General features: G+C 71.9%; 21 protein-coding genes and 2 pseudogenes. 15 read left to right on the top strand and 8 right to left on the bottom strand.

What is annotated here, in order from left to right:
• Position 1: 1 nt before the first annotated feature.
• Both ABII15_RS08575 and ABII15_RS08570 read right to left on the bottom strand, forming a co-directional pair.
• On the bottom strand, positions 2–382 hold the full coding sequence (locus ABII15_RS08575; RefSeq protein ID WP_353941678.1) for a hypothetical protein: 381 nt from the start codon (positions 380–382) through the stop codon (positions 2–4).
• A gap of 146 nt (positions 383–528) precedes the next feature.
• Positions 529–1,302 (bottom strand): hypothetical protein, encoded by a 774-nt coding sequence (locus ABII15_RS08570; RefSeq protein WP_353941677.1) that lies wholly within the window; start codon positions 1,300–1,302, stop codon positions 529–531.
• A 401-nt stretch (positions 1,303–1,703) separates the two neighbouring features.
• Here ABII15_RS08570 and ABII15_RS08565 point away from each other — a divergent pair, with 401 nt between their 5' ends.
• Both ABII15_RS08565 and ABII15_RS08560 read left to right on the top strand, forming a co-directional pair.
• Entirely contained in the window at positions 1,704–2,312 is a 609-nt protein-coding gene (locus tag ABII15_RS08565) for a transglycosylase family protein (protein WP_353941676.1), read from the top strand.
• A 115-nt stretch (positions 2,313–2,427) separates the two neighbouring features.
• Positions 2,428–2,955, top strand: a pseudogene (locus ABII15_RS08560) (transglycosylase family protein); the annotation flags it as partial.
• A gap of 401 nt (positions 2,956–3,356) precedes the next feature.
• Here the strand turns inward: ABII15_RS08560 and ABII15_RS08555 are convergent.
• The gene (locus ABII15_RS08555; protein WP_353941675.1) at positions 3,357–3,824 is read right to left on the bottom strand and encodes a hypothetical protein; all 468 of its coding nucleotides are present in this window, start codon (positions 3,822–3,824) and stop codon (positions 3,357–3,359) included.
• A 213-nt stretch (positions 3,825–4,037) separates the two neighbouring features.
• On the opposite strand from ABII15_RS08555, the gene ABII15_RS08550 reads away from it, so the two are divergent.
• The 4 genes from ABII15_RS08550 (at position 4,038) to ABII15_RS08535 (ending at position 8,036) form a co-directional block, all read left to right on the top strand.
• Positions 4,038–4,556, top strand: coding sequence for a hypothetical protein (locus ABII15_RS08550; protein WP_353941674.1), 519 nt, complete (start codon positions 4,038–4,040; stop codon positions 4,554–4,556).
• A gap of 295 nt (positions 4,557–4,851) precedes the next feature.
• Positions 4,852–6,111 carry a glycosyltransferase family 4 protein gene (locus ABII15_RS08545; protein ID WP_353941673.1) on the top strand — a complete coding sequence of 420 codons (1,260 nt, stop codon included), beginning with the start codon at positions 4,852–4,854 and terminating at the stop codon, positions 6,109–6,111.
• Positions 6,108–6,944 (top strand): hypothetical protein, encoded by an 837-nt coding sequence (locus tag ABII15_RS08540; RefSeq protein ID WP_353941672.1) that lies wholly within the window; start codon positions 6,108–6,110, stop codon positions 6,942–6,944. The genes ABII15_RS08545 and ABII15_RS08540 overlap by 4 nt, the downstream gene beginning before the upstream one ends.
• Before the next feature lie 39 nt (positions 6,945–6,983).
• Positions 6,984–8,036, top strand: coding sequence for a YafY family protein (locus tag ABII15_RS08535; RefSeq protein WP_353941671.1), 1,053 nt, complete (start codon positions 6,984–6,986; stop codon positions 8,034–8,036).
• Here the strand turns inward: ABII15_RS08535 and ctaD are convergent.
• A pseudogene (gene ctaD, locus ABII15_RS08530) lies at positions 7,972–9,618 on the bottom strand (cytochrome c oxidase subunit I); the annotation flags it as partial. The gene ABII15_RS08535 and the pseudogene ctaD sit on opposite strands and share 65 nt — an antisense overlap.
• Before the next feature lie 448 nt (positions 9,619–10,066).
• Here ctaD and ABII15_RS08525 point away from each other — a divergent pair.
• Entirely contained in the window at positions 10,067–10,270 is a 204-nt protein-coding gene (locus ABII15_RS08525; RefSeq protein WP_353941670.1) for an I78 family peptidase inhibitor, read from the top strand.
• 108 nt (positions 10,271–10,378) lie between these two features.
• Here the strand turns inward: ABII15_RS08525 and ABII15_RS08520 are convergent, their stop codons facing one another.
• Positions 10,379–11,368 carry a phosphatase PAP2 family protein gene (locus ABII15_RS08520; RefSeq protein ID WP_353941669.1) on the bottom strand — a complete coding sequence of 330 codons (990 nt, stop codon included), beginning with the start codon at positions 11,366–11,368 and terminating at the stop codon, positions 10,379–10,381.
• Between the two features lie 237 nt (positions 11,369–11,605).
• Positions 11,606–12,745, bottom strand: coding sequence for a hypothetical protein (locus ABII15_RS08515; RefSeq protein WP_353941668.1), 1,140 nt, complete (start codon positions 12,743–12,745; stop codon positions 11,606–11,608).
• 248 nt (positions 12,746–12,993) lie between these two features.
• Here ABII15_RS08515 and ABII15_RS08510 point away from each other — a divergent pair, with 248 nt between their 5' ends.
• The gene (locus ABII15_RS08510) at positions 12,994–14,610 is read left to right on the top strand and encodes an MFS transporter (protein WP_353941667.1); all 1,617 of its coding nucleotides are present in this window, start codon (positions 12,994–12,996) and stop codon (positions 14,608–14,610) included.
• Positions 14,611–14,660: 50 nt separating this feature from the next.
• On the opposite strand, the gene ABII15_RS08505 is transcribed toward ABII15_RS08510, so the two are convergent.
• Positions 14,661–15,107: a cell division protein SepF gene (locus ABII15_RS08505; protein WP_353941666.1), complete on the bottom strand. Its 447-nt coding sequence runs from the start codon at positions 15,105–15,107 to the stop codon at positions 14,661–14,663.
• A gap of 368 nt (positions 15,108–15,475) precedes the next feature.
• Here ABII15_RS08505 and ABII15_RS08500 point away from each other — a divergent pair, with 368 nt between their 5' ends.
• The 5 genes from ABII15_RS08500 (at position 15,476) to ABII15_RS08480 (ending at position 20,692) form a co-directional block, all read left to right on the top strand.
• Positions 15,476–16,777: a DUF5685 family protein gene (locus tag ABII15_RS08500; RefSeq protein WP_353941665.1), complete on the top strand. Its 1,302-nt coding sequence runs from the start codon at positions 15,476–15,478 to the stop codon at positions 16,775–16,777.
• Between the two features lie 196 nt (positions 16,778–16,973).
• Positions 16,974–19,331, top strand: coding sequence for a nitrate- and nitrite sensing domain-containing protein (locus ABII15_RS08495; RefSeq protein ID WP_353941664.1), 2,358 nt, complete (start codon positions 16,974–16,976; stop codon positions 19,329–19,331).
• Positions 19,328–19,756 carry a roadblock/LC7 domain-containing protein gene (locus ABII15_RS08490; protein WP_111666118.1) on the top strand — a complete coding sequence of 143 codons (429 nt, stop codon included), beginning with the start codon at positions 19,328–19,330 and terminating at the stop codon, positions 19,754–19,756. Before ABII15_RS08495 ends, ABII15_RS08490 begins: the two co-directional genes overlap by 4 nt.
• On the top strand, positions 19,753–20,112 hold the full coding sequence (locus ABII15_RS08485; protein WP_353941663.1) for a DUF742 domain-containing protein: 360 nt from the start codon (positions 19,753–19,755) through the stop codon (positions 20,110–20,112). Before ABII15_RS08490 ends, ABII15_RS08485 begins: the two co-directional genes overlap by 4 nt.
• Positions 20,096–20,692 carry an ATP/GTP-binding protein gene (locus ABII15_RS08480; RefSeq protein WP_353941662.1) on the top strand — a complete coding sequence of 199 codons (597 nt, stop codon included), beginning with the start codon at positions 20,096–20,098 and terminating at the stop codon, positions 20,690–20,692. Before ABII15_RS08485 ends, ABII15_RS08480 begins: the two co-directional genes overlap by 17 nt.
• A 121-nt stretch (positions 20,693–20,813) precedes the next feature.
• On the opposite strand, the gene ABII15_RS08475 is transcribed toward ABII15_RS08480, so the two are convergent.
• The gene (locus tag ABII15_RS08475; RefSeq protein WP_353941661.1) at positions 20,814–21,782 is read right to left on the bottom strand and encodes an ABC transporter substrate-binding protein; all 969 of its coding nucleotides are present in this window, start codon (positions 21,780–21,782) and stop codon (positions 20,814–20,816) included.
• Positions 21,783–22,227: 445 nt separating this feature from the next.
• Here ABII15_RS08475 and ABII15_RS08470 point away from each other — a divergent pair, with 445 nt between their 5' ends.
• Positions 22,228–23,088, top strand: a complete 861-nt coding sequence (locus tag ABII15_RS08470) for an amino acid ABC transporter permease (RefSeq protein WP_353941660.1) — start codon at positions 22,228–22,230, stop codon at positions 23,086–23,088.
• Positions 23,085–24,869, top strand: coding sequence for an FAD/NAD(P)-binding protein (locus ABII15_RS08465; RefSeq protein ID WP_353941659.1), 1,785 nt, complete (start codon positions 23,085–23,087; stop codon positions 24,867–24,869). The genes ABII15_RS08470 and ABII15_RS08465 overlap by 4 nt, the downstream gene beginning before the upstream one ends.
• Positions 24,870–24,930: the final 61 nt, after the last annotated feature.

Genomic DNA, 24,930 nt, shown 5'->3' with positions numbered 1-24,930 from the left:
CTCAGTGCTCGCGGCGCGGAGCGGGCGGCAGCGCGGCCGGGAAGTGATGTCCCTGGCCGTGCTGCCGCCCGTTCGTCTGTGGCTGCCAGGACTGGTGCTGGTGCGCCGCCGGGTAGTGCGGGGTGTGGTGGCGTGCGCCGTAGGGACCGGAGCCGAAGCCGGTGAACCCGAGATCCTCCTCGCCCGTGCGGTCGCCGGGCAGCGCCCGGAACGACCTGCGGTACTCCGCGTAGAGGGCGTCGTAGATGGGCGTGGCCGAGTAGCCGCCCGGATAGCCGGTCGCGTGGCCGCCTGCGTGGCCGCTCGCGTGGCTGCCCTGGTGGTCCTCCGCGGGGCGCATCGACGGGATCTGGCTCGGGTACGGCTGACGCCGTCCGGACATGGTGGGGTCGTATGGGTGCACGTGAGTGCCAACGACCCGGATCCGCTACGGATGCGCCCTTGGCCTCGGCTTTTGCGGGGCGTCAGGAGGGTGACCGGCGCATGCGTGGGGGTCCGGGTCGTCGGCTCTACGGGGTGCGGGCGGGCTCAGGTGCCCGCGAGCGGCAGCGCGGCGGCGACCAGCCGCCCGTTCGCCGCGGCCTTGTCGAGGGCGTCGCGCAGCAGGTCCTCGCGCGGCTGGCGGCCGATCGAGCCCGCGGGGGTGGCGAAGACGAGCACCTTCTGCGTCTTGTTGGCGGCGGCCCGCCAGCCCTCGGTGACGAGCAGCGGCTGGTGCGCCTGCCACCAGGCGACCTGCGAGGGCGCGCCGCCGGTGCCGGGCTGGAGGACGGCGTGCAGCTGGCCCATGGCGAGCAGCACCGACCAGCCGTCGAGGCCGCGCGGCGCCTCCTCCAGGCTGGTCACCGGCATGTAGCCCTGCTCGATCAGGAGCGGCAGGAAGTCGTCGCCGGAGTCGGCGCCGGGCCGGGCGATGGGCCCGGTGGGCTCCACGACGAGCGCGGGGTGCAGGTCGCCCGCGATCAGGACGAGGCCGCTGGTCACACCGAGCACGGCCTGGGACGGCGCGGCGCCGGGGATCTCGTCGGGGGCGGCGACGGAACGGACGGCGCCCTGCAGCTGGTCCTCGGCGACCCGGACGACCTGCGAGGGCAGACAGACGGCGTGGGCGAAGGCGAGCACGGCGGTCTCGTCACCGACGAACAGGACGGTGCTGGTGCGCTCCTGTTCCGAGTCCCCCGCGGTGCGGCAGGACGTGCAGTCGTAGCTGCCCGGGGCGTTGTCCCCGGCGAGCAGCCGGTCGGCTTCTTCGTCGCCGATCTCGGCGCGTACGTCGTCACTGACGTCGAGCAAGCGCGGCACGGGTGGCTCCTCAGGGTCGGTCGGTCCCGCCGGCGGGCGCCGGTGCGGGACAGAGAGTGCTGATAAAGGGACAACGGGTGATCTGTGGCCGGAGTCACGCCCGGAACCGAACGGAATTCACCCATCCGAAGCGCACCGTGAGAACCGCGACGGAATGCGTCACTCCATGCCAACTTGTAGGTATTCCAAGCAAGTTGAGTGGGTGAAGTGGGTCACAGATCCATGAGTTGCCAGGTCGACAAATCCTGAAATCAGCTAATGAAGTGGGTGGCCTGAAAACGTCGCTACTTCGGGTAACGGTCAACTGGCCTGGCGTGACGGGCCGTTGGTTGATGCCGTGCTCGTCGGCTGCCTAGATTCCTCCGCCGTCTGCAACGAGCAGTCCACGAGAGGGATTACTCATGTCCGTGCCGATTCGTACGGCTCGAACGACAGCGGTTCTCGCCGGGGCGGCCCTGCTCGCCCCGCTCGGTCTCCTGGCGACGGCCGGCGCGGCCCACGCGGCCGACTCCGGCGTCTGGGACCGCATCGCCCGCTGCGAGAGCGGCGGCAACTGGCACATCAGCACCGGTAACGGCTACTTCGGCGGGCTCCAGTTCTCCGCCGGCACCTGGCGCGCGTTCGGCGGAGGGGCCTACGCGTCGACGGCCGACCGGGCGTCGAAGTCCCAGCAGATCGCCGTCGCCGCCAAGGTGCAGCGCGCGCAGGGCTGGGGCGCCTGGCCCACCTGCTCGGTCCGCGCCGGCGCCTACGGCGGCGCGCCGTCGGCCGGATCGGCCCCCGTCACGACGGAATCGGCACCGCAGGCCGCGATCCCCGAGCGTGCCCCGGCCCGCGCCGACCGCGGTGGGACCCGCGGCGGCGGGTACGTCGTCCGTGACGGCGACACCCTCGGCCGGATCGCGGCGGCCCACGGCACCACCTGGCAGCACCTGTACGCCGTCAACCGGACGGCCGTCGGTGGCGATCCTGACCTCATCCGACCGGGCCAGCAGCTGCTGATCCGGTAGCCGCGGAGGGTGGTGCGCCGTGGCCCCGCCCGCTCGGTCCGCCGACCGGGTGGGGCCGCGGTCCGCGCGGCGCGGCACGGCGGGCCGCCACGGAACCGCTGCTTAGCGTGACGCGATGCGTCTGCTGCCCTCGCTGCTCCCGGCGTCCTGCGCCCTGCTCGCCTCGCTGCTCTCCGTGGCCGTCACACCGGCGCCCGCCGAGGGCGCCGCCCACCGGCCGCACGCCGTCGTGAAGCCGGTCGACTGCACCAAGGGCGCATGGCCGTGGGACTGTCTCGCCCAGTGCGAGAGCGGCGGCCACTGGGACGCGAACACCGGCAATTCCTACTACGGCGGGCTCCAGTTCTGGCAGCCGACCTGGGAGGAGCACGGCGGCCTCGCGTACGCCCCGCGCGCGGATCTGGCCACCCGCGCCGAGCAGATCAAGGTCGCCGAGGAGGTGCTGCGCACGCAGGGCTGGCAGGCCTGGCCCGCCTGCGCGAAGAAGTACCGGCTCCAGGGGCGCGTGCACGTGGTGAAGAGCGGGGAGACGCTGGCGTCGATCGCTCGGCGCCTCAAGGTGAAGGGCGGCTGGCAGGCGCTCTACGCGGCGAACCGGGACATGGTGGGACCGCACCCGGACCGGCTGAACGTGGGAACGACGCTGGTCGTCCCCGATGGCCGGCCGACGGGTCCGAAAAAGCCGGTGGCGAAGAAGAAGCCGGTGGCGACGCCGAAGCCGGTGGCGAAGCCGAAGACCGCTGCGAAAAAGAAGCCGTCGGCCGAGACGAAGCCGCTGGCCGAGACGAAGCCGTCGGTCGCGACGAAGCCGCTGGCCGAGACGAAGCCGTCGGCCGCGACGAAGCCGCTGGCCAAGACGAAGCCGTCGGCCGCGACGAAGCCGCTGACCAAGAAGAAGCCGTCGGCCGCGACGAAGCCGCTGACCAAGAAGAAGCCGCCGGCCGAGAAGAAGCCGCTGGCCAAGAAGAAGCCGGGCGCCACCGCGAACAGCACCAGCACGCAAGGCCCGGCGAGCGGCAGGTCGTCCGGCGGCGAGGCCCCGCCTCAACCCCCGTCCGGCGGCTCGCAGACGGGGCACGGACCGAGGCCGCCCGCGGCGATCGCGTCGGCGTCCGCGGCCACCGCCTGCGGCTTGCCCACCACGAGCGGGCAGTCCGCGCGGTGCCACAGGGTGCCGCCGGGAACCATCAGCAGCCGCTCGGCGATGGCGAGCGGTTCGGCGGGCCGCGCCCTCTCGGCCGGATCGACCGCGACGAGCAGTTCGTACAGCTCCGCCGGCCGGGCGCTCGCCCGGGTGCTCCTGCCGAACGTGAGGAGCACCGCGCCCGCGATGATCAGCGCCGAGCCCGGCACCGTGCACGAGGCCAGATAGGGCAGCTGGCGCTCCGCGTAACGTTCGCCCGACATCCCGTACCAGCCGATGACGCACAGCACCGCGCCGCCGGCGAGCGCGGCGAGGCCCGTCCACAGCACGGGGTGCAGGCCGGATGCGCGGGGCCGGACCGTCCGCATGGGTGGCTCCCCACCGTCGTCGTGTCGGGTGTCCGCCGAAGCCGTTCCGGACGACCGGTTTTCGGTCGTATCCGGAGGTGTCCGGCTCTGTATGGCTTTGTCGACCGATCGCTAGCACTATGCCTTCTGGAGGCCAACCCTGAAAGCTCCGGGCGCGGTTGAGGCCCGGACCGACATCCGGTGGTGATCCAGTTGATGTTCGGGAAAAGGATCGTGACGGTCCGGTACGGGCGGGGCGCGGCCCTCGCCGCGGTGCTCGCCCTCGGGCCCGGGCTGACGGCGTGCGGCGGATCGGGCGGCTCGGACGGCAGCTCGTCGACCCCGACGACGCACCGCCCTTCGGCATCGGCATCGGCGACGGCGACCGCGCCGGCCGACCCGGCCGCCGCCGAGCGGCAGATCAAGGCCAACTGGAAGAAGTTCTTCGACCCGAACGTGCCGCTCGACCAGAAGGCGGCGCTCCTGGAGAACGGGTCGGTGATGCAGAAGGTCCTGGAGCGCTTCAACGGGGACCGGCGCGGCGGGCAGGTGCGGGCGGAGGTCTCGAAGGTCGCCTTCACCTCGGCGACCACCGCCGACGTGACGTACTCGCTCGCCCTCAAGGGCGCCACCATGCTCCCCGACGCCAAGGGCGCCTCCGTAGAGGAGGACGGCGTGTGGAAGGTGTCCGTCAGGACGTTCTGCGCGCTGGTGCGGCTCAGCGGCAACCACTCCCCGGGCCCGGGCTGCTGAGGCGCCGGCCGTCGAGGGTCGCGGACCGGTCACCCAGGGCGGTGACATGAACGGCACGTGCTTTGACGTTCCGCAGCCGCCCTACCAGCCATGACGTGACCCTGATGGACAAAGTGGCCAAATGGTTCCTCATATTGCCTACCAATAAGGCAACTGTTCTGGAACAAGATGATGATGATGAACAACCCTCGGCCGGGCATCTCTGTCTAACCATCTGGTAGGCGGAGGACACGGATTGAACCGACAGAACCGACGGTCCGAACTGTCCGCGCGGAATGGTGGGATACGGGGACGCATGCAGATTTCTTTCCTGATTCACAACGCGTACGGGATCGGAGGGACGATCCGCACCACGTACAACCTCGCCAACACCTTGGCGGAGCAGCACGACGTGGAGGTCGTCTCGGTCTTCCGGCACCGCGACGAGCCGGTGTTCGCGCCTGACCAGCGCGTCCGGCTGCGTCACCTGGTGGACCTGCGCAAGGACTCCCCGGGCTACGAGGGCGGCGATCCGGCGTCCAAGGAGCCCGCGGCGGTCTTCCCGCTCCACGAGGGCCGCTACGAGCAGTACAGCGCGCTCACCGACCGGCGCATCGCCGAGCACCTCGCGAGCGTCGAGGCGGACGTCGTCGTCGGCACCCGGCCGGGGCTCAATGTGCACCTCGCCACGGAGACCCGGCGCGGCCCGCTGCGCGTCGGCCAGGAGCACCTGACGCTCGACACCCACACGCCGGGCCTGCTGCGCCAGCTGCGCAAGGTCTACCCGCGCCTGGACGCCCTCACCACCACCACCGAGGCGGACGCCCGCGCCTACCGCGAGCGCATGCGGCTGCCCGGCGTCCGGATCGAGGCCATGTCCAACCCGGTGCCCGCCCCGGGGATCAGCCCCGCCGACGGCGACGCCAAGTGGGTCGTGGCCGCCGGGCGGCTCGCCCCCGTCAAGCGGTACGACCTGCTGATCAAGGCCTTCGACAAGGTGCGCGCCGAGCGCCCCGACTGGCGGCTGCGGATCTACGGCTCGGGCCGCCAGAAGGACAAACTGCGCACCCTCATCGACCAGCTCGGGCTCTACAACCACGTCTTCCTCATGGGTCCCGCCAACCCGATCGAGCCGGAATGGGCGAAAGGTTCCGTCGCGGCCGTGACCTCGACCTTCGAGTCGTTCGGCATGACCATCGTCGAAGCCATGCGCTGCGGGCTCCCGGTCGTCGCCACCGACTGCCCGCACGGGCCCGGCGAGATCATCCACGACGGGATCGACGGCCGCCTCGTCGAGGTCGGCAATGTCGACGCGATCGCGGGCGGCCTGCTGGAACTCATCAACGACGACAAGCGGCGCCAGGAGATGGCGGCGCGTGCCCTCACCAGCTCCGAGCGGTTCGACCCGGCCCGGATCGCCGAGCGCTACGAGGCGCTCTTCGGTTCGCTGACCGGACGAGGCGGCTCCGTGAACCTGCTGCACCGGGCCCGCGGTTCTCTGCTCGGCGGCGCCTACGTCGTCCGGGACGCGAGCCGCGCCCTGTTCCGGTCCCCGGGGAAGGGGCGCACCGCATGACGCCGCTGGCCACGCCCGCACCGACGTTCGAGTCTGACGACAGGACCGTCCTCATGGCACCCCGCGCCGACTGCATCGCCGACTCCGCCGGAGGTCTCACCTTCGACGTCACCGACCACGGAGCGGCCGGCTCCGCGTATCTCGTGCTGGTCGAGCGCGCCGGCGGCCAGGAGGTCCGGCTGCCGCTCGCCCCGGTCGGCGACGGACGGCTGCGGGCCTCGCTGCCCATAGGGGTCGAGCTGGCCGAGGGGCGCTGGGACGCGTTCGCCGAGGTCGCCGGGGACGAGCCGGTCCGGCTGATGCCGGGCGTGAACGACCTGCGGTCCCTGGTGGACCGGGCGCCCAGCGGATCGCGCGGCCACGTCGCGGTCCGCATCCCGTACGCCACGAAGAACGGCAACCTGTCGGTGCGCAGCTGGCGGCGCGCACCGCACGCGGAGGCCGGGGAACTCCTGATCACCGGAACCGAGTTGAGCGTGCGCGGCCGTGTCTACGGCACGCCCGTCACGGCCAAGGCGTGCGCCGAGGTGCGGGCGCGCGGCGGCGAGGGACCGGTGCTCCGGGGCGAAGTCGACGTGGACGGGCCCGAGTTCACCCTGCGGATCGCCTACGAGGAGCTGTCCGAGGGCCGCTGGGACCTGTGGGTGCGGCCCGGCGGCGAGGACGGCCCCGAGGTGCGGGTGGCCCGGCTGCTCGACGACATCGCCGACAAGAAGCAGATCTTCGCCTACCCGGTGACCCCGGTCGCCGCCGCAGGCCGGGACCTGACCGCCGAGCCCTACTACACCGGGGACAACGATCTCGCCGTGGTGGTGCGCGCCGTCACGCCCTGAGGGCCTCCCCGTGCTCCCGCGCCGGGCACAATCGGGCGCATGCTTGAGACCTCTGCCCGGCTGCTGCGGCTGCTCTCCCTGCTCCAGGCCCACCGCGAGTGGTCCGGGCCCGAGCTGTCCGAGCGGCTCGGCGTCAGCGCGCGCACCGTGCGGCGGGACGTCGACCGGCTGCGCGAGCTCGGGTACCCGGTGCACGCGAGCCCGGGCACCGGCGGCGGATACCAACTGGGCGTGGGCGCCGAACTGCCGCCGCTGCTGCTCGACGACGACGAGGCCGTCGCCGTGGCGGTGGGGCTGCGGACGGCGGCGGGGCAGGGCATCGCCGGGATCGGCGAGACCTCGGTGCGGGCCCTCGCCAAGCTGGAGCAGGTGCTGCCGCACCGGCTGCGCCGCCGGGTCGGCGCCCTGAACGCCTACACCGTGCCCATGCTGCGCGGCGCCGGTGCCGACGCCGTCGACCCCGGGCTGCTGAGCGAGGTCGCCGCCGCGTGCCGGGACGCGGAGCGGCTGCGGTTCGCGTACGTGGGCCACGACGGCGAGCCGAGCCGGCGGACCGTGGAACCCCTGCGCCTCGTGTGCAGCGAGCGGCGCTGGTACCTCGTGGCCTGGGACGTCGAGCGGGACGACTGGCGGACGTTCCGCGTCGACCGGATCACGCCGACACCCCCGCACGGGCCGCGCTTCCCGCCCCGTACGCCGCCCGCCGACGACCTCGCCGCGTACGTGTCCCGGGGCGTCTCCACACGCGCGTACGCGACCGAGGCCGTGGTGCGGCTCCTGGTGCCGGTGGACGAGGCGCGGCAGCGGATCTCGCCGACGGCCGGGACGCTCGAGGCCGAGAGCGCGCGGACGTGTCTGCTGCGCACCGGCGCCGCCAGCCTCGATGTGATGGTCTGGCACATCGCGTCCACCGGCTTCGAGTTCGAGGTCGTCGAGCCGGCCGCGCTCACCGACACCCTCAGCTCGGTGCGGGACCGTCTGGACCGTGCGCTACGGCGGTCGTCGGCTCCGGGGGACGCTCCTGGAACGCTGCGAACTCCGGATGGTGCAGATCGAACGCCGGGGACTCCGAGCGGATCCGGGGCAGCGTGACGAAGTTGTGCCGGGGCGGCGGGCACGCCGTCGCCCACTCCAGCGAGCGGCCGTACCCCCACGGATCGTCGACCTCGACCTTGGTGCCGTACTTGGCCGTCCGCCAGACGTTGTAGAGGAACGGCAGCGTGGACAGGCCGAGCAGGAACGCGCCGAGCGAGGAGATCGTGTTGAGCGCCGTGAAGCCGTCCGCCGCCAGGTAGTCCGCGTACCGGCGCGGCATGCCCTCCGCGCCCAGCCAGTGCTGCACCAGGAACGTGGTGTGGAAGCCGATGAACAGCGTCCAGAAGTGGATCTTCCCGAGCCGTTCGTCGAGCAGCTTCCCGGTCAGCTTCGGCCACCAGAAGTAGAAGCCGCCGAACGTCGCGAAGGCGACGGTGCCGAAGACGACGTAGTGGAAGTGCGCGACGACGAAGTACGTGTCCGAGACGTGGAAGTCCATCGGCGGCGAGGCCAGGATGACACCGGTCAGCCCGCCGAACAGGAACGTCACCAGGAAGCCGACCGACCAGAGCATCGGTGTCTCGAAGGAGAGCGAGCCCTTGAGCATGGTGCCGGTCCAGTTGAAGAACTTCACGCCCGTCGGGACCGCGATGAGGAAGGACATGAAGGAGAAGAAGGGCAGCAGGACCCCGCCCGTCACGAACATGTGGTGCGCCCACACGACCACCGACAGGCCGGTGATCGCCATCGTCGCGCCGACCAGCATCGTGTAGCCCCAGATCGGCTTGCGGCTGAAGACCGGGATGATCTCGCTGATGATGCCGAAGAAGGGCAGCGCGATGATGTAGACCTCGGGATGGCCGAAGAACCAGAACAGGTGCTGCCACAGCAGCGCGCCCCCGTTCTCCGGCTCGAAGACCACCGAGCCGAACCGCCGGTCCGCCTCCAGGACCAGCAGCGCGGCGGCCAGCACCGGGAAGGCGAGCAGCACCAGGATCGACGTGAACAGCGTGTTCCACGTGAAGATCGGCATCCGGAACATCGTCATGCCGGGCGCCCGCATCCCGATGATCGTCGTCAGGAAGTTCACCGAGCCCAGGATCGTGCCGAACCCGGCGAGCGCGAGCCCCATGATCCACATGTCGGCGCCGACACCGGGCGACCGGGTCAGGCTGTTCAGCGGCGCGTACGCGAACCAGCCGAAGTCGGCGGCCCCGCCCGGCACCATCAGCGAGCCCAGCACGATCAGGCCGCCGAAGAGGAACAGCCAGTACGAGAGCATGTTCAGCCGCGGGAACGCGACGTCGGGGGAGCCGATCTGGAGCGGCATGATCTCGTTGGCGAACCCGGCGAACGTCGGCGTCGCGAAGAGCAGCAGCATGATCGTGCCGTGCATCGTGAAGAGCTGGTTGTACTCCTCCTCGGAGAGGATCTGCAGTCCGGGGCGGGCCAGCTCGGCGCGCATCAGCAGCGCCATCACGCCGCCGACCAGGAAGAAGCCGAAGGCCGTGATCAGGTAGAGGTGGCCGATCTTCTTGTGGTCGGTCGTGGTCAGCCAGTCCACCACGATGCGGCCCGGCTGCCGCTCGCGGGCCCGTCCCGCCGTGCGCGGTCCGGCCGCCACCCCGGTCGTTCCCATCGCCTGCCCCCTCGCCGCACCGCGTCCGGGCTTGCTTCGAACTCAGGCCATGATGCTCGCGCCGCCACCCCCGCGACAGAGGGCGTGCACCGGTTTCTGGCATGGACAGGCAATTGTCGGACAGCCTCAACTCGCCGGTGTCGCCGGGAGATTCGAAATTGCTCGGGAATGGTCGGAAGGCGTCCCGGAAATTGTCCTGAAGCCGGTGCCGCGCTCATTGCGCGGGGCGCCGGAATTCCGTGTCCCGGGAGCGCTTCCCCGGGCGCGACGAGGGCGCGTAAGAAGTGCGTAAGAAGTCAGGAACCCCTCGAACGTGTGAGGAACAAAGACGGAAACTCGGCGTCGCGATTCGTCGTGATCTTGTGACGGAAGCGTGACAGTAGGACAGTCCGACGGGGGCATTCGGGCGGGCCTGGCGCCACCCGCGGACACGGCCTACGGTGGCGGCATGGCACCCACGCAGGACGCACAGGACACCCCCGACGGCTACGTCGGTCTCGATGCCGAGCACGCCGAGCGGCAGGCCCACGACCGGGGCTGGTCGACCGTCCGGCAGCTGCCGCCGGGCGCGATCGTCACCATGGAGTACCGCGCGGGCCGGCTGAACTTCGAGGTCAGGGACGGCACGGTGACGCGCTGCTGGAAGGGGTGACGCCCCCGACGCGCCGCGCGTACGCGAAGGCCCCCGGAGCCGGTCGGCTCCGGGGGCCTTCGTCGTGCGGGGTGGTTGTGCGTACCGGCCCCGCTGCTCTCGGGGACCCTAGGCCCGCTGCGGGTCCGCTGTGCCCGCCCGGGTCGATCCCCGGGTGTTCGCGGGGCGTCTGCTGCCCGCCGGGGTGACCGGGGTGCGCTCGCCCCGCGGGGTGTGCGGGCCCTGGGGGAGGAGCGCCGAGGGGCGGCTCCCCGGGCGGTTCGGCGTCCCGACCGGCTCGCGGGTGCGTGCGGGGGCGGGGGCCGGGAGCGGCTCGGCGGCCGTCCCGGAGTCGGTGCGGCGGGCCCACAGGCGGTCGCGCACCGCGAGGATGCGCGCCTCGACCTTGGCGACCGGCGGCTCCAGCCAGGGCAGCGCGAGCAGGATCAGCAGGCCGGCGGCCCAGCCCAGGAGGACGTCGCTCAGCCAGTGCGTACCGAGGTAGACGGTGGTCAGGCCGACGCTGAGGGAGATCACCGCGGAGACGGCGGACAGCCAGCGGCGGGCCCGGGGGGTGGAGGCGAGGTAGGCGAGGATGCCCCACGTCACCACTGCGTTCGCCGTGTGGCCCGAAGGGAATATGTCGCCGCCCTGCCACATCTCGTTCGAGCCGATCATGGTGGCGTAGTGCGGGCCCGCGCGGCCCATGCCGTACTTGGCGGCGCCCACCGTGGCATTGAGCAGCAGCAGGGCGGTACCGAACATCAGCAGGGGGCGCAGGGTGTGCTGGCGCCACGAGCGCCAGCCCAGCCAGGCCGTCACCATCACGGCCGTCGGGCCGCGCTGGCCGAGCACGACCCAGTAGTCGAGGAACGCGTGGATCTCCGGCCACTGCTGGTAGGGCCGGAAGAACATGACCTGCCAGTCGAACGCGACCAGCCGCGACGTGGCCAGCACGGCCACCACGATCGCGAGGTAGAAGGACAGGGTCAGCCCGAAGAGCACGACGCGGTGCCGGCTCATGTGGGGCATCCCCACATGCACCGGCCGTTCGGGCTCGCGGTCGAGCCGGGCGAAGACCCGCTCGACCCGGCGGGTCAGGTTTGGTTCGGTACGCACCCAATCGACGCTACAGCGGGTGAGTGGCGGACCGGCTCGAAACAGGGGCTTTGTGATGACGATGTGATGTGGGATTGATCTCAGCCCGGAGTTTATTCCCCGGATTCCGATTACCGGAGAGCCCTGTTCCCGTGAATTCGGTGATCGTTTAAACAGGCCGGTTTTAGTTCGCTTTTGAATGCGTTCACCGCGTGCTGGCACGGAATTCTCCGTCCGGTCAGGGGCGGACGGGACCGGTCACGGCGGCCCCGAGCCGTTCAGCCAGAACGCCCCGTACCCGGCCGAGATCAGCGCGAGCCCGCCCAGCACCCACGCCGCCGCAGGTCGGCGGGTGTGCCACCGGGCCAGGGCCACCGCCGGCGGCAGCAGCAGCGGGAACGCGGGCAGCATCAGCCGGGGCTTCGAACCGAAGTACCCCGAGGAACACAGGGCAAGCGCGAGCACGATCCCCGTGTAGACGAGCAGCGGTACCGGCTGGCCCCGGCGCACCCCGGTCACGTACAGCCACAGGACGAGCACGACCCCGACGATCAGCCCGGTCCCGGCGAGCGCGCCGGGCAGCGAGGTGAACTTGTCGGCGACGAACCGGGCGAACGCCAGACCGCCGTCGAAGCCGTTGCCCCACTGCCCCTGGACGTCGAGATAGCCGAAGAGCCCGCCGCCCGTGCGGTGCCCGACCCACAGCACGTACGAGGCCGCGCCCACCGGCGCGAGCAGCACCCCGGCCACGAGTCGCCACGGCACCCGCCGCTCCCGCCGCACCCACAGCGCGGCCGCCACCCACACCGCCGCCACGACCGCCGCGCCGATCGGCCGGGTCAGCCCCGCCAGCGAGGCGAGCAGACCGGCCGTCACCCAGTGGCGCCGCAGGACCGCGTACAGTCCCCACGCCGCGAGCGCCGTGAACAGGGCCTCGCTGTACGCCATCGACGCCACGATCCCGATGGGCAGCGCGCCCCAGAGCACCGCGAGACAGACCCCGGCCCGGTGGCCGGCGACGCGGGCCCCGACCGCGTAGATCCCCCACGCCGCCGCCAGCGAGGCGAGCCAGCTCACCACCATGCCCGCCGTGCCGTACGAGAGCGGGGTGAGCGCCGACACCAGCCGCTCCAGCCACGGCAGCAGCGGGAAGAACGCGAGGTTGGAGTGCACGCTCCCGTCGGGCAGCGTCACCGACCAGCCGTAGCCGTGCTCGGCGACCCGCGTGTACCAGAGCGAGTCCCAGCGGGCGGTCAGCAGCGTCAGCCAGCTCTTGCCCTCGGCGGCGCTCCACAGTGCCAGCACGAGCACACCGAGGGCGCGCACGGCCGCGTACCCGAGGAGGGCCGGGGCCGCCCGTCGCGGCCCGGGCCGGTCTTGTCGATCATCGTCCGTCACGGCCCCGATTATCGGCGGTCGCCTCCCGTGCTCCGGACGCCACCCGTCCCGCGCGAGTGGCGCACACCACACGCGTGAGCCCGTTCCGTGAGAGCCCCGCCACCTCTGACCGGCCCGAACTCGCGTACTCTGACGGCTCACTCGCCTGATCGCTGCGGGGCCGGGAGCCGACTCCTCCCGACCGGAGACCGAGGGACATCCCCAGCCCCCGGATCCGCCGAACGCGAGGACCACTGGGAGGTACGCACATGTCCGGGACGAGCACGGCCACCGGGCGGCTGCGCGGACTGCTCGCCGCGACGCGCGCCCGCACCAATCGCTGGGTCGTCCTCGTCGTCCTGTGCACGAGCCTGCTCCTGGTCGCGCTCGACTCGACCATCCTCTACGTCGCCCTGCCCTCGGTCACCGAGGACCTGAAGCCCACCTCGGTCGAGCTGCTGTGGATCGGCGACGCCTACCCGCTGGTCTGCGCCTCGCTGCTGATCCTCTTCGGCACGCTCGGCGACAGAGTCGGCCGGCGCCGGATCCTGCTGCTCGGGTACGCCCTGTTCGGCGCGGCCTCGGCGCTCGCCGTCTTCTCCGACACCGCCCAGGTGCTCATCGCGGCCCGCGCCCTGCTCGGCATCGGCGGCGCGATGATCATGCCCGCGACACTGTCGATCCTGCGGGACGTCTTCCCCGACCGGCACGAGCGGGCCGTCGCCATCGGCGTGTGGACCGCCGTCGCCGCGATCGGCGCCGCCACCGGACCCGTCCTCGGCGGCTTCCTCGTCGAGCACTACTGGTGGGGATCCGTCTTCCTCATCAACATCCCGCTGATGGCGGTCATGCTGCCGCTCTGCCGGATCCTGGTACCCGAGTCCAAGGGCCGCTCGGACGGGCCGTGGGACCTGGCCGGGGCGCTGCTCGCGGCGCTCGGCGTGCTCGGTGTCGTCTACGGCATCAAGCAGTGGGGCACCGAGCGGGACCTGCTCGCCCCGGAGGCGGTCCTGCCGTTCCTGGCCGGAGTGGCGCTCCTGATCCTGTTCGTACGGCGCCAGCGGCGGCGCGAGCACCCGCTGATCGACATGCGGCTGTTCGCGCGGGCCGCGTTCTCGACGTCCGTCGGCTGCATCGTCATCGCCATGCTGGCGCTGGTCGGCCTGGAGCTGATCGCCGTCCAGTACCTCCAGCTGGTGCTCGGGCTCAGCCCGCTGGAGACCGGCCTGCGGATGCTGCCGCTCACCTTCGCCGCGATGGCCGCGGGGGTGCTCGGCTCCGCCAATCTGCGCCGCTTCGGGCCGCGCGGCATGGTGGCGTCCGGTTTCGCGCTGACGGCCTGCGCGGTGCTGCTGCTCTGCCTGATGGGCCAGGAGGACCGGCCGTGGCTGCTCAGCTTCGGCTTCATACTGCTGGGCTTCGGTTTCCAGAGCACGCTGTTCGGGGCGTACGAGTCGATGCTCACCGAGGCGCCGGCCGATGACGCGGGGGGCGCCGCCGCCATCGGCGAGACCTCCTACCAGCTGGGCGCCGGCATGGGCATCGCGCTGCTCGGCTCGGTCATGAACGCCGCGTACGCGCCCGGCCTCGACCATGTCTCCGGGGTCTCCGGGAAGACCAGCGGGGCCGCGGGACACTCGCTGGGGGAGGCGTACGAGATCGCCGGCGATCTGGGCGGCCGGGCGGGCGCCGCTCTGCGCGACGCCGCGCGCACCGCCTTCGTGCACGGGCTGCACGTCACCCTGATCGTCAGCGCGGTGCTGCTGTTCCTCGGCGCGCTCGCCGCCCTGTGGCTGCCGCGCCGGATGGAGTGCGAGGAGGAGGGCCCGGCGTCCGGGGTCGCCGCCCCGCGCAGGCCGTCCCGCGCCGAGTCTTCCGTCGTCTGAGGCCGTCCGACCATCGAGTGGGCGGGGCTGCGGCACCGCCCACCCGACGGTCAGCTCTGGTTGAAGAAACCGTCCTGCTGAACCTTGGCCTCCCGGCCGGACACGATCTGCGTGTCCGCGGGGGTCAGCAGGAACACCCGGGTCGCGACCCGGTCGATCGAACCGCGCAGACCGAAGATGAGCCCGGCCGCGAAGTCGACGACGCGCTTGGCGTCGGCGGGCTCCATCGACGTGAGGTTCATGATGACCGGGACCCCGTCCCGGAACATCTCCCCGATCCGGCGTGCGTCGCGGAAGCTGTCCGGGGTCACGGTGCCGATCCGCCGGCCCTCTTCCTCGGCCTTGTCCTCGGCGACCTTCACGCGCGGGTCGGTGACCCAGGCGGCGCCGCCCGCAGGGGGCTCGGGCCCCTCGTCGTAGTCGTCGTCGTAGTAACGCTCGTCATCGTTGTCGTCGACGAGGCCAAGCCAGGCACTCGCCTTGCGCACCGATCCCATGGACGCCTCCTCTCACCGCGGTTCCTCTGCGTTCCGCATGTCCTGCATCCCCATGTTCATCCATGATGCGGATGCCGCGCCAAGTGGATAGTCGCCGCGCGGGGTTTTCGTGACGGTACTGGTGCAGAGTCAACACGGTGTTGCCCCGGCGTTCCCAAGGGCTGTACGGGCCCGAGCTGCTGACGGTGAGTGAAATATGATTCTTCGCGGCGTTTGGGTGATCGGGGGTGCGTACGGGTGAACGAGAAGGCGGACGAAGGCTCGATACGATGCCCGTCGTTCACGGTCACTTGGGCGGCGGCGCGTCATGCGGACGAGGTTGACCGCCCTGGTTGACGCTTCGTCATCCGGCGCACGGGGGAGTCGCCTTGTTCGGAATTGTCCGGCCCTGCAGTCATCGGCTCGGAGAGCACCTCAAGACCCAGTGGATGGCCCACCTGTGCGGCCTCTGTCTGGCACTGCGCGGCGACCACGGGCAGTTCGCCCGGGTCGTCACGAACTATGACGGTTTGCTGATCTCGGTTCTGACGGAGGCTCAGGCCGAGCGGCCCGGCACCGCCGGAGCCTGGCGGCGCCAGGCCGGGCCCTGCCCGCTGCGCGGGATGCGGACCGCGTCCGTCGCCCAGGGCGAGGGGGCCCGGCTCGCGGCCGCCGTCTCCCTGGTGCTCGCCGCCGCGAAGGTGCGCGACCACGTCGACGACCGGGACGGGCTCTTCGCCCGCAGACCGGTCGCCCTCGCCGCCCGCAGGGTCGCGGCGAGCTGGGGCCGGGCCGGAACCCGCACCGGGTCCGACGTCGGCTTCGACACCGCCGTGCTGCTCGACGCCGTCGAACGGCAGGTCGGCATCGAGGCGCTGGCCGGGCCCGGCACCGCCCTGCTCACGGTCACCGAGCCGACGGAGACCGCGACCGCCGCCGCGTTCGCGCACACCGCGCGACTCGCCGGGCGACCGCGGAACGCCGAGCCGCTGGCCGAAGCGGGCCGCCTCTTCGGGCGGCTCGCGCACCTCCTCGACGCCGTGGAGGACCTGGCCGAGGACGCCGCGTCCGAGGCGTGGAACCCGCTCGCCGCGACCGGCACCGGCCTCGCCGAGGCGCGCCGGCTCGCCGACGACGCCGTGCACGGGATCCGGCTCGCCCTGCGCGAGGTCGACTTCGTGGACGGCAAGCTGGCGCATCTGCTGCTCGCGCACGAGGTGGGGCGGTCCGTGGACCGGGTGTTCGGGGTGACGGGGACGTGCGGGCACACCGGGACCGCGTCGGCGGGACGGGACGGGCAGGACGGCTGGGTGCCGACCGGGGCCCCGGGCAGCCCCTACGCGCCGACGGGATCGGGCGCGTACGAGTCCAACAATCCGTACGGGGGCGGCAATCCGTACGGCGGTGGCAACCCGGGCGGTCCCGGAGGGCCGGGTGGGCCCGGTGGTTTCGGCGGCGGGCCGTCGTTCCAGCCGCCCAAGCCCGGCAAGCGCGGGCTCCTCGCCGGGTGCGCCGTGGCGATCGGGCTCTGCTGCACCTGCAAGGTCTGCTGCGCCGACGAGTTCGAGGGCCCCTGGTCGCGCAAGAAGCGGGAGGGCTGTTGCAGCAACTGCGACTGCGACTGTCCCGACTGCTCGTGCTGCGAGGCCTGTGAGTGCTGCGAATGCTGCTCGTGCTGTGACTGCGGTTAGTGAGGCGCTGGCCCTGTATACGGAGACGTGGGCGCCGGACCGGGGCCGCGGTTCCACCTGCGGGGCCGCGAAGACGCTGTTTCCGGGGCGTAAAACAAACACATGATCCGGTGACCGGAGCCTGAGAGGGGTCGTTGGGCGGGCGCAGAAGCAGCGTTTCTGCCCCGTCAACTCGCCCTCTCCATAAGGCACTTCCGTGGAACTCCTGTCGACCGTTCAGTTCAAGAGGGCTTTTCCCCGGCCCAGAACAAGCACGACCATCCGGACCCGGCTGCTGCGCATCCTCGGACTCGCGCTCGCCGTGCTCCTCGCCCTGCTCGGGGTCTTCGCCGCCGAGCAGATCTCCGGCTACCGCGGCGCGTCCGCCACCGCCGGCAACGCACGCCTGGAGGTCACCCTCCAGGGCCTCGTCCACGAGCTGCAGAAGGAGCGCGGCCTCACCACCGGGTACGTCGGCGGCGTCCAGCAGTTCGCCGCCAAGCTCCCCGCCCAGCGCAAGGCCACCGACGCCGCCCGCACCGCCCTGGAGACCGCGCTCGCGCGGCGCGAGGGAGCCGGCGCGGCACGCGACGCGCTCGGGCGGCTCGGCGGACTCGCCGGGATCCGCTCCGCCGCGGACGACGGCTCCGGGCAGGTGAAGGCCACCTTCGACTACTTCACCAACACCATCGCCCAGTTCGCCAAGGCCGGGCGCGGCCTCGGCGACGTCGACGACGCACGGCTGCGCGACGCCTACCAGTCGCTCCAGGTCCTCGGCACCGCCAAGGAGTACCTCGGGCAGGAGCGCGCCATCGTGCTGGGCTCCGTCCGGGCCGGCGGCCGCTTCCGCGGCGACGACTACAGCCGGTTCATGGAGATCAGGTCGGGCCGGCTGGCCGCGCTGACCTCCTTCCCGCGCACCGCGACCGCGGCGCAGCAGCGCCGGCTCGACACCGCGCTGGCCACCCCCGACGCCGAGCGCGCCCTCGCCTACGAGTCGGTCGCCGTGCACGGCGCGGGCCGCCTCGCCGCCGCCGACGTCCCGCCCATGGCCTGGTGGGACACGATGACCTCGACCATCAACGGCCTGCGGGACGTCCAGATCTCCATCGGCTCCGACGTCGAGGCGCGCGCCGCCCAGCTGGAGAGCTCCGCCCAGCGGGACCTGCTGCTCTTTGTGCTGCTCGCGCTCGCCGTGATCGGCGCCCTCGCCGCCCTCGCCCGCGACTGCGTACGATCCGTGTCCGCGCCGCTCAGCGGACTCGCCCAGGAGGCCCGCGAGGTCGCCGGGGTGCGGCTGCCGCGGGCCGTCGCCGACGTGCAGTCCGCCGCCGGGGGCGAGGCGCCCGCGCCGCCCGCGCCGCTCGGGCTCGACGCCCGCGCCGGCGCCGAGGTGCGCGAGGTGGCCGACGCCTTCGACCGGGTGCAGCGCGCCGCCTTCGACCTCGCCACCGAGCAGGCCGTGCTGCGCAGGAACGCCACCGAGTCGCTGGTCAGCCTCGGCCGCCGCAACCAGAACCTGGTGCGCCGCCAGATCGGCTTCATCAACAAGCTGGAGCACGAGGACGCCGACCCCGACACCCTCGCCAACCTCTTCGAACTCGACCACCTGGCCACCCGTATGCGCCGCAACGCCGAGTCCCTGCTCGTCCTCGCAGGGGAGTCCAGCCCCCGCACCTGGGCGACCCCGCTCTCCGTCAACGACGTCCTGCGCGCCTCGCTCTCCGAGGTCGAGGAGTACCGCCGCGTCACCCTGCGCCGGGTCGAGCCCGCCCAGGTGTCCGGCTCCGTCGTCGCCGAACTCGCCCACCTGATCGCCGAGCTGGTGGAGAACGCGCTGAGCTTCTCGCCGCCCGACTCCGACGTGGAGATCGAGGGGCGGCGCACCAGCGCCGGGTACCTCATCGCGATCGTCGACCACGGGCTCGGCATGGACACCCAGGCGCTCGCCGAGGCCAACGTACGGCTCTCCGGCACCGCCAGCTTCATGGCCGAACCCACCCGGTTCCTCGGCCACTTCGTGGTCGGCGCGCTCGCCCGCAAGTGCGGCATCGAGGTCCGCCTCGGCGAGGCGCCCGCCGCCGGTGTCGTGGCCCGTGTCCTCATCCCGTCCACGCTGCTCACCGAGGCGGAGCCGACGGCGGCCGGGCCCGCCGCGCCGCAGGGGGAGACCCCCAGGGAGAGGGCCGTGAAGGCGGCCGCGGCCCGGCCCGTCACGGCCGGACGCACCGGCGGCGGCGAGGCCGTGCTGCCCGCCCCGCGCCGGGAGCAGACCGTCGCCGCGGCCGCGGCACCCAGGTCCGCGTCGTCGGCGTCCCGCACCCGCAACGGGCTCGTCAAGCGCCCGCAGCGCAGCGCCATCGCGAAGGCCGTGACCGAGGCGGACGCGCCCGCCAGGCCCGCACCCGAGGGGCCCGCCGTCGAGCGCAGCCCCGAGGACGTCTCCGGAATGCTGTCCGGGCTGCGCAGCGCCCACATGCGCGGATCCATCAGCGTGGAGCGGGAACGGGCCGCCAGGGAAACCGCCCCCGAGGGCACCGAGCAGAACACCGGCGAAGGGCAGGGCGACAAGTGACCACCGTCGACACGCGGGGCGACTCGCAGACCTTCAACTGGCTGCTCGCCAACTTCGTCCGCAACACCGACGGGGTGCGCGACGCCGTCGCGGTCTCCTCGGACGGACTGCTCATCGCCGTCTCCGAAGGGCTCGGGCGGACCGAGGCCGACCATCTGGCCGCCATCGTCTCCGGACTCTCCAGCCTCGCCCGCAGCGCCTCCAAGCGGTACAGCTTCGACGGCGTGAAACTCATCATGATCGAGATGGGCCGCGGCTTCCTGCTGGTCTCCGCGATCAGGGACGGCAGCTGTCTCGGGGTGCTCGCGGACAGCAGCGGTGAACTCGGCCTCGTGGGCTACGAGATGGCGGTGCTCGCCGAGCGCGCCGGAGACCTGCTCACGCCGACGCTCATCGCCGATCTGCGGGAGACGCTGCCGCGATGAGCGAGTCCCGCGAGCCCGGCGACTCGTCGGAAGCCTTCGTGCGTCCCTTCATCATCACCGGCGGACGGGTGCGGCCCGCCCAGGCCGATCTGCGGCTCGAGACCCTCGTGGTCGCGGTGGACGTGGACGCCCCGGACGGCGGCGCGCCGCTCGCCTTCGAGCACCGGCGCATCGTGACGCTCTGTCAGGAACCCACCACCGTCGCCCATGTGGCCGAGGCCATCGGGGTGCCGCTCGGCGTCGCCAAGGTGCTCATCGCCGACCTCGTCGTGGGCGGCCGGCTGTCGTGTTCGCACACCGCGGAGCTGCCGCTCCACACCCTCGAAAGGATCAGGGACCATGTCAGGGCGCTCTGAACGCGTCGCCCCGCTGGCCGTGAAGATCGTGGTCAGTGGTGGGCTCGGGGTCGGCAAGACGACCTTCATCGGGGCCGTCTCGGAGATCGAGCCGCTCGACACCGAGGCGGCGATCACCCAGGTCTCGGTGGGCGTCGACTCGTTGGCGGGCGTCGAGGGCAAGACGACCACCACGGTCGCCCTCGACTTCGGGCGCATCACGCTCGATCCGACGATCGCGCTGTATCTCTTCGGCACGCCCGGGCAGGACCGGTTCTCGTTCCTCTGGGACGACCTGGTGGAAGGGGCGCTCGGCACGGTCGTCCTCGTCGACACCCGGCGCATCGAGGACTGTTTCCCCGCGCTGGACTACTTCGAGGCGCACGGGGCGCCGTTCGTGCTCGCCGTGAACCGGTTCGAGGGCTCGGAGCGCTTTGAACTCGGGGAGATCCGGGAGGCATTGGGGGTGGGCGACTCGGTGCCGGTCGTGGAGTGTGATGCGCGGGCGCGGGCGTCTGTGCGGGATGTTCTGGGGGCGCTGATGGATCAGGTCATCGGGGTGCGGGTCCGGGGACGCCGGGTGGCCGCCGCCTCCCGGTGACCCGAGCACCACTTCCTGGTGCCGGCCGGTGGCCGCGCCCCTGGACGAGCGGAGCTCGTTTCAGGGGCGCGGGGAACTGCGCGACCAGCCCCCACCGGCCGGCAGGGGGAAACGAAGCCGGTCAGTCCTTGATCTCCGGTGGGGAGATCCGCGACGTGCTGATCGACGACTCCGACGTACCCCACTTGGCCAGGATCTTCCGGTAAGTGCCGTCCGCGATGAGCCGGTTCACCGCGGAGCGGAACGCGGGGGCCAGCGGCGTCCCCTTCTTGAACGCGAAACCGACATCCAGCCGATGGAACTCATTGAGGAACCGCAGCCCCTCCTGATGGGCCACCCCGTAGCGCAGCCCGTTGATGGTGCTCATCACCACATCGCTGCGCCCCTGCTGAAGCGACGACCAGACCGCGCTCGACTCCGCGTACGTCTTCACGTCGTACGGCTTCTTGCCCGCCTTCTCGCACAGGCCCTTGTTCTCCTCCAGCGTCGTCTCGAAGGTGGTGCCGGCGCCGGTCGCGACGTTCAGGCCGCACAGCTGTGTCAGGTCGGTGACCTTCTTCAGGTCGCTGTCCTTGCGGACGGCGAAGCCCTGACCGTCGTTGATGTACGTGACGAAGTCGATCGTCTTGCGGCGTTCGTCGGTGACGCCGAAGTTCCCGGTGCCGAGGTCGTACTTGCCGCTGTCGAGGGCCGGGAGGATCGCCTCGAAGCTCGCGATCTGCTGGTCCAGCTTGATGCCGAGGACCTTGGCGACCGCGTTCGCGAAGTCGATGTCCTGTCCGACGACGGTCTTCCCGTCGGGCAGGTACGTGGAGTTGGGCGGGGTGCCGCCCACGCTCACCGCGATGGTGAGGCTGCCGCTCTTGCGGACGGACGCGGGGAGGAGTTTCGCCGAGGCGGGATCCTTCGCGACGGACGACACCACGTCCTTCGTCGGGATCTTGTCGCTCGCGGCGCCGGCCGGCGCCGCGTCGTCCGTACCGTCCCCCGAACCGCAGGCGGTCAGCCCCAGAGCGGCGACAGTGATCAGGGCGAAAGCGGAGAGTGCGGAGGAACCGGACAGGCGGGAGGTACGGGTGGAGGAGCGCATGGCTGAGAGCTGTGCCCTTCGATGGCAAGAGGAACCGGCTGAGCGAGGGGAGCGTGCAGCAGGGTGAGGGCGCGTACCGGGAAAGGGAGTGGGACGCGTCGAAGAACGGCGGGAACGCCGGGAAAGAAAAGAAGAAAAGACGCGCTCAGAGGCGTCGGAAGGGCATCAACAGGACGCGGACCACACGCGACCGAAGTCGATGTGGGAGCGGGTGACCAGCCACTGCTGCGGATGCATGGGCTTAGTGGAACAGGCATACGGTTCGGCGTCAACTCACTTGAGACGCGCGGCTCACAGTCTGGACAGCCTTGACAGACGGCGTGACAGGCCCCGTACTCTCGGTGCGGGACCGCTGCTGAGGGGCTCGGCCCGAGCGCTACACACACGCGCAGCAGGTGTGACGGCAGGACCGACTGGACGGGATTCCAGCCCACGGAGCCTTCCCATGTCCTCAGACACCCTTTCGTCCCCCTCGGATCCCCTGGCCGAAGCGCCACCCGGCAAGATCTCCGCCGTCCCACGCATCGTCCCGCGCCGCCGCACCGGACAGTGGACGGCCGCGGCCGTCGTGCTCGTCCTGCTCGGCCTCGCCGTGAACTCGGTACTGCGCAACGAGGCGTTCCAGTGGGACGTGGTCGCCGACTACTTCACCACCGCCTCCGTGCTGCGCGGACTCTGGCTCACGCTGTGGCTGACCGCGCTCGTCATGACGCTCGGCTTCGCCTTCGGCACCCTGCTCGCCGTCATGCGACTGTCCGCCAACCCCGTGCTGCGCGCCGTGAGTTGGGGCTATGTGTGGCTGTTCAGGTCGGTGCCGATCCTGGTGCAGCTGCTGTTCTGGTTCAACATCGGCGCCCTGTACCCGCGCGTCCTCGGGGTGAAGACCGTCGACCTCTTCGGGCCCGTCACCGTCGCCATCGTCGGACTGACCCTGCACGAGGCCGCGTACGCCGCCGAGGTGGTGCGCGGCGGCATCCTCTCCGTGGACCGGGGACAGGTGGAGGCGGCCCAGGCGCTCGGGCTCGGCCGGTACCGGCGCTGGCGCCGGATCGTGCTGCCGCAGGCCATGCGGGCCATCGTGCCGCCGGCCGGGAACATGCTGATCGGCACCCTCAAGGGCACCTCCATCGTCAGCATCATCGCCGTGCAGGACCTGCTCTACTCGGTGCAGCTCGTCTACCACCGCACCTACCAGGTCATCCCGCTGCTGCTCGTCGCCACCCTCTGGTACGTCGTGGTGACCTCGCTGCTCAGCGTCGGCCAGTACTACGTCGAGCGGCACTACGCGCGCGGGACGCGGCGATGAGTACCGTACGGCAGTCCCTGGTGATCGTGGGGGCCGGGCCGCGGGGGACCGGTATCCTGGAGCGTCTCGCCGCCAATACCAGTGACGATTACGGCGAGTTGGCGCTCGACGTGCATCTCGTCGACCCCTATCCGCCGGGCGGCGGGCGCATCTGGCGGCGCGAGCAGTCGCCGCTGCTCTGGATGAACTCGCAGGCCCAGGACGTCACCATGTTCACCGACGACACGGTGGAGCTGGCCGGGCCCGTGGTGCCGGGGCCCGTGCTGCACGAGTGGGCCGGGATCGACGGGCGGACCTTCGCCGACCGGCGACGGCAGGGCGGCTATCTGCGGTGGGTGTACGAGCGGGCCGTCGCCGCGCTGCCCGACGGGGTCACCGTCCACCACCATCCCCGGCGCGCCCTGCGCGTCTCCGGATCGCGCCACGGCCGCCAGCAGGTGTGGCTCGAAGGGGTGACGCGGCCGCTGTCCGCCGACGCCGTCGTCCTCGCCCAGGGGCATCTGGACGCCGAACTCGACGACGAGCAGATGGAGTTGAGTGAGTACGCCGCGCGGCACGGGCTCGTGCACCTGCCGCCCGACTTCACCGCCGACTCCGACCTCGGCGCGCTCGCGCCCGGCCAGGACGTGCTCGTCCGCGGCTTCGGGCTCGCCTTCGTCGACCTGATGGTGCTGCTGACGGAGGGGCGCGGCGGACGCTTCGAGGGGGACACCTATGTGCCCTCGGGGCGGGAGCCGGTGCTGCACGTCGGATCGCGGCGCGGAGTGCCCTACCACTCCAAGCTCGGCTACGACTGGGACGCGGGGGAGCGGCCGCCGCTGCCGCGCTTCCTCGGACCCGCGCAGATCGACGAACTCCTCGCGAAGGAAGGCGGGTTCGGGCCCGACGACTTCCGGTGCGAGGTGTGGCCGCTGATCGACAAGGAACTCGGCTTCGCGCACTACCACCGGCTGTTCACCGCCCACCCCGAGCGCACCAGCGTCGCCTGGGACGTCTTCGAGGAGAAGTACGCCGCCGCCGCGCCGCTCAGCGCCGAACAGCAGGCGCTCGTCGCCGCCAGTGTGCCCGACCCCGCCGACCGGCTCGACCTCGCCGCCCTGGACCGCCCGCTCGACGGGGTGCGCCACGCCTCGTACGAGGAACTCCAGGCCGGCCTGCGCGGCCACATCACCGACGACCTGGAGCGCCGCCACGACCCGGCGCACAGCCCCGACCTCGCCGTCTTCCTCGGCCTGCTCTCCGTGTACGGGCAGCTCGTCCGGCTCGGCGACGTCGGCCCCTGGTGGCACGGATTCTTCAGCTACCTGGCATCCGGGCCGCCCGGCCCGCGCCTGCGCCAACTGCTCGCGCTGTCCCGCGCGGGCGTCGTGAAGTTCGTCGGCGCCGACATGCGGGTCGAGGCACGCGACGGCGTCTTCCGGGCCACGAGCGCCAGCGCGCCCGGCGTCCGGATCGAGGCCCGCGCGCTCGTCGAGGCCCGGCTGCCGCAGCCGACCCTCGCCCGCACCCGGGACCGGCTGCTGCGCACCCTCCACGAGGAGGGCGCCCGGTCGACCGACGCCGGACTGCTCGCCGTCGACCCGTCCGACGGGCGCGTCCTGTACCGCGACGGCTCCGCCCACCCGCGCCGCTTCGCCCTCGGCCCGCACACCGACGCGCGCGGCGCCGGCGCCTTCACCCGGCCGCGCACCAACGGCCCGTCGTTCCGGCAGAACGACGCCACGGCCCGCGCCGTCCTCGCGCTGCTGCGCGACCTCTCCTGTCGCACCACCGCCGCCTGAGACCGGCCCGGCCGGTCCCGCCCCGCTCTTCCTCCCCGTTCGTCCGTCTCCGAGGACACCC

It is taken from the genome of Streptomyces sp. HUAS MG91, assembly GCF_040529335.1.
GTDB lineage: Bacteria > Actinomycetota > Actinomycetes > Streptomycetales > Streptomycetaceae > Streptomyces > Streptomyces tabacisoli.
Note: the sequence above shows the minus strand (reverse complement) of the source record. Positions and strands in the feature narration are given on the sequence as shown.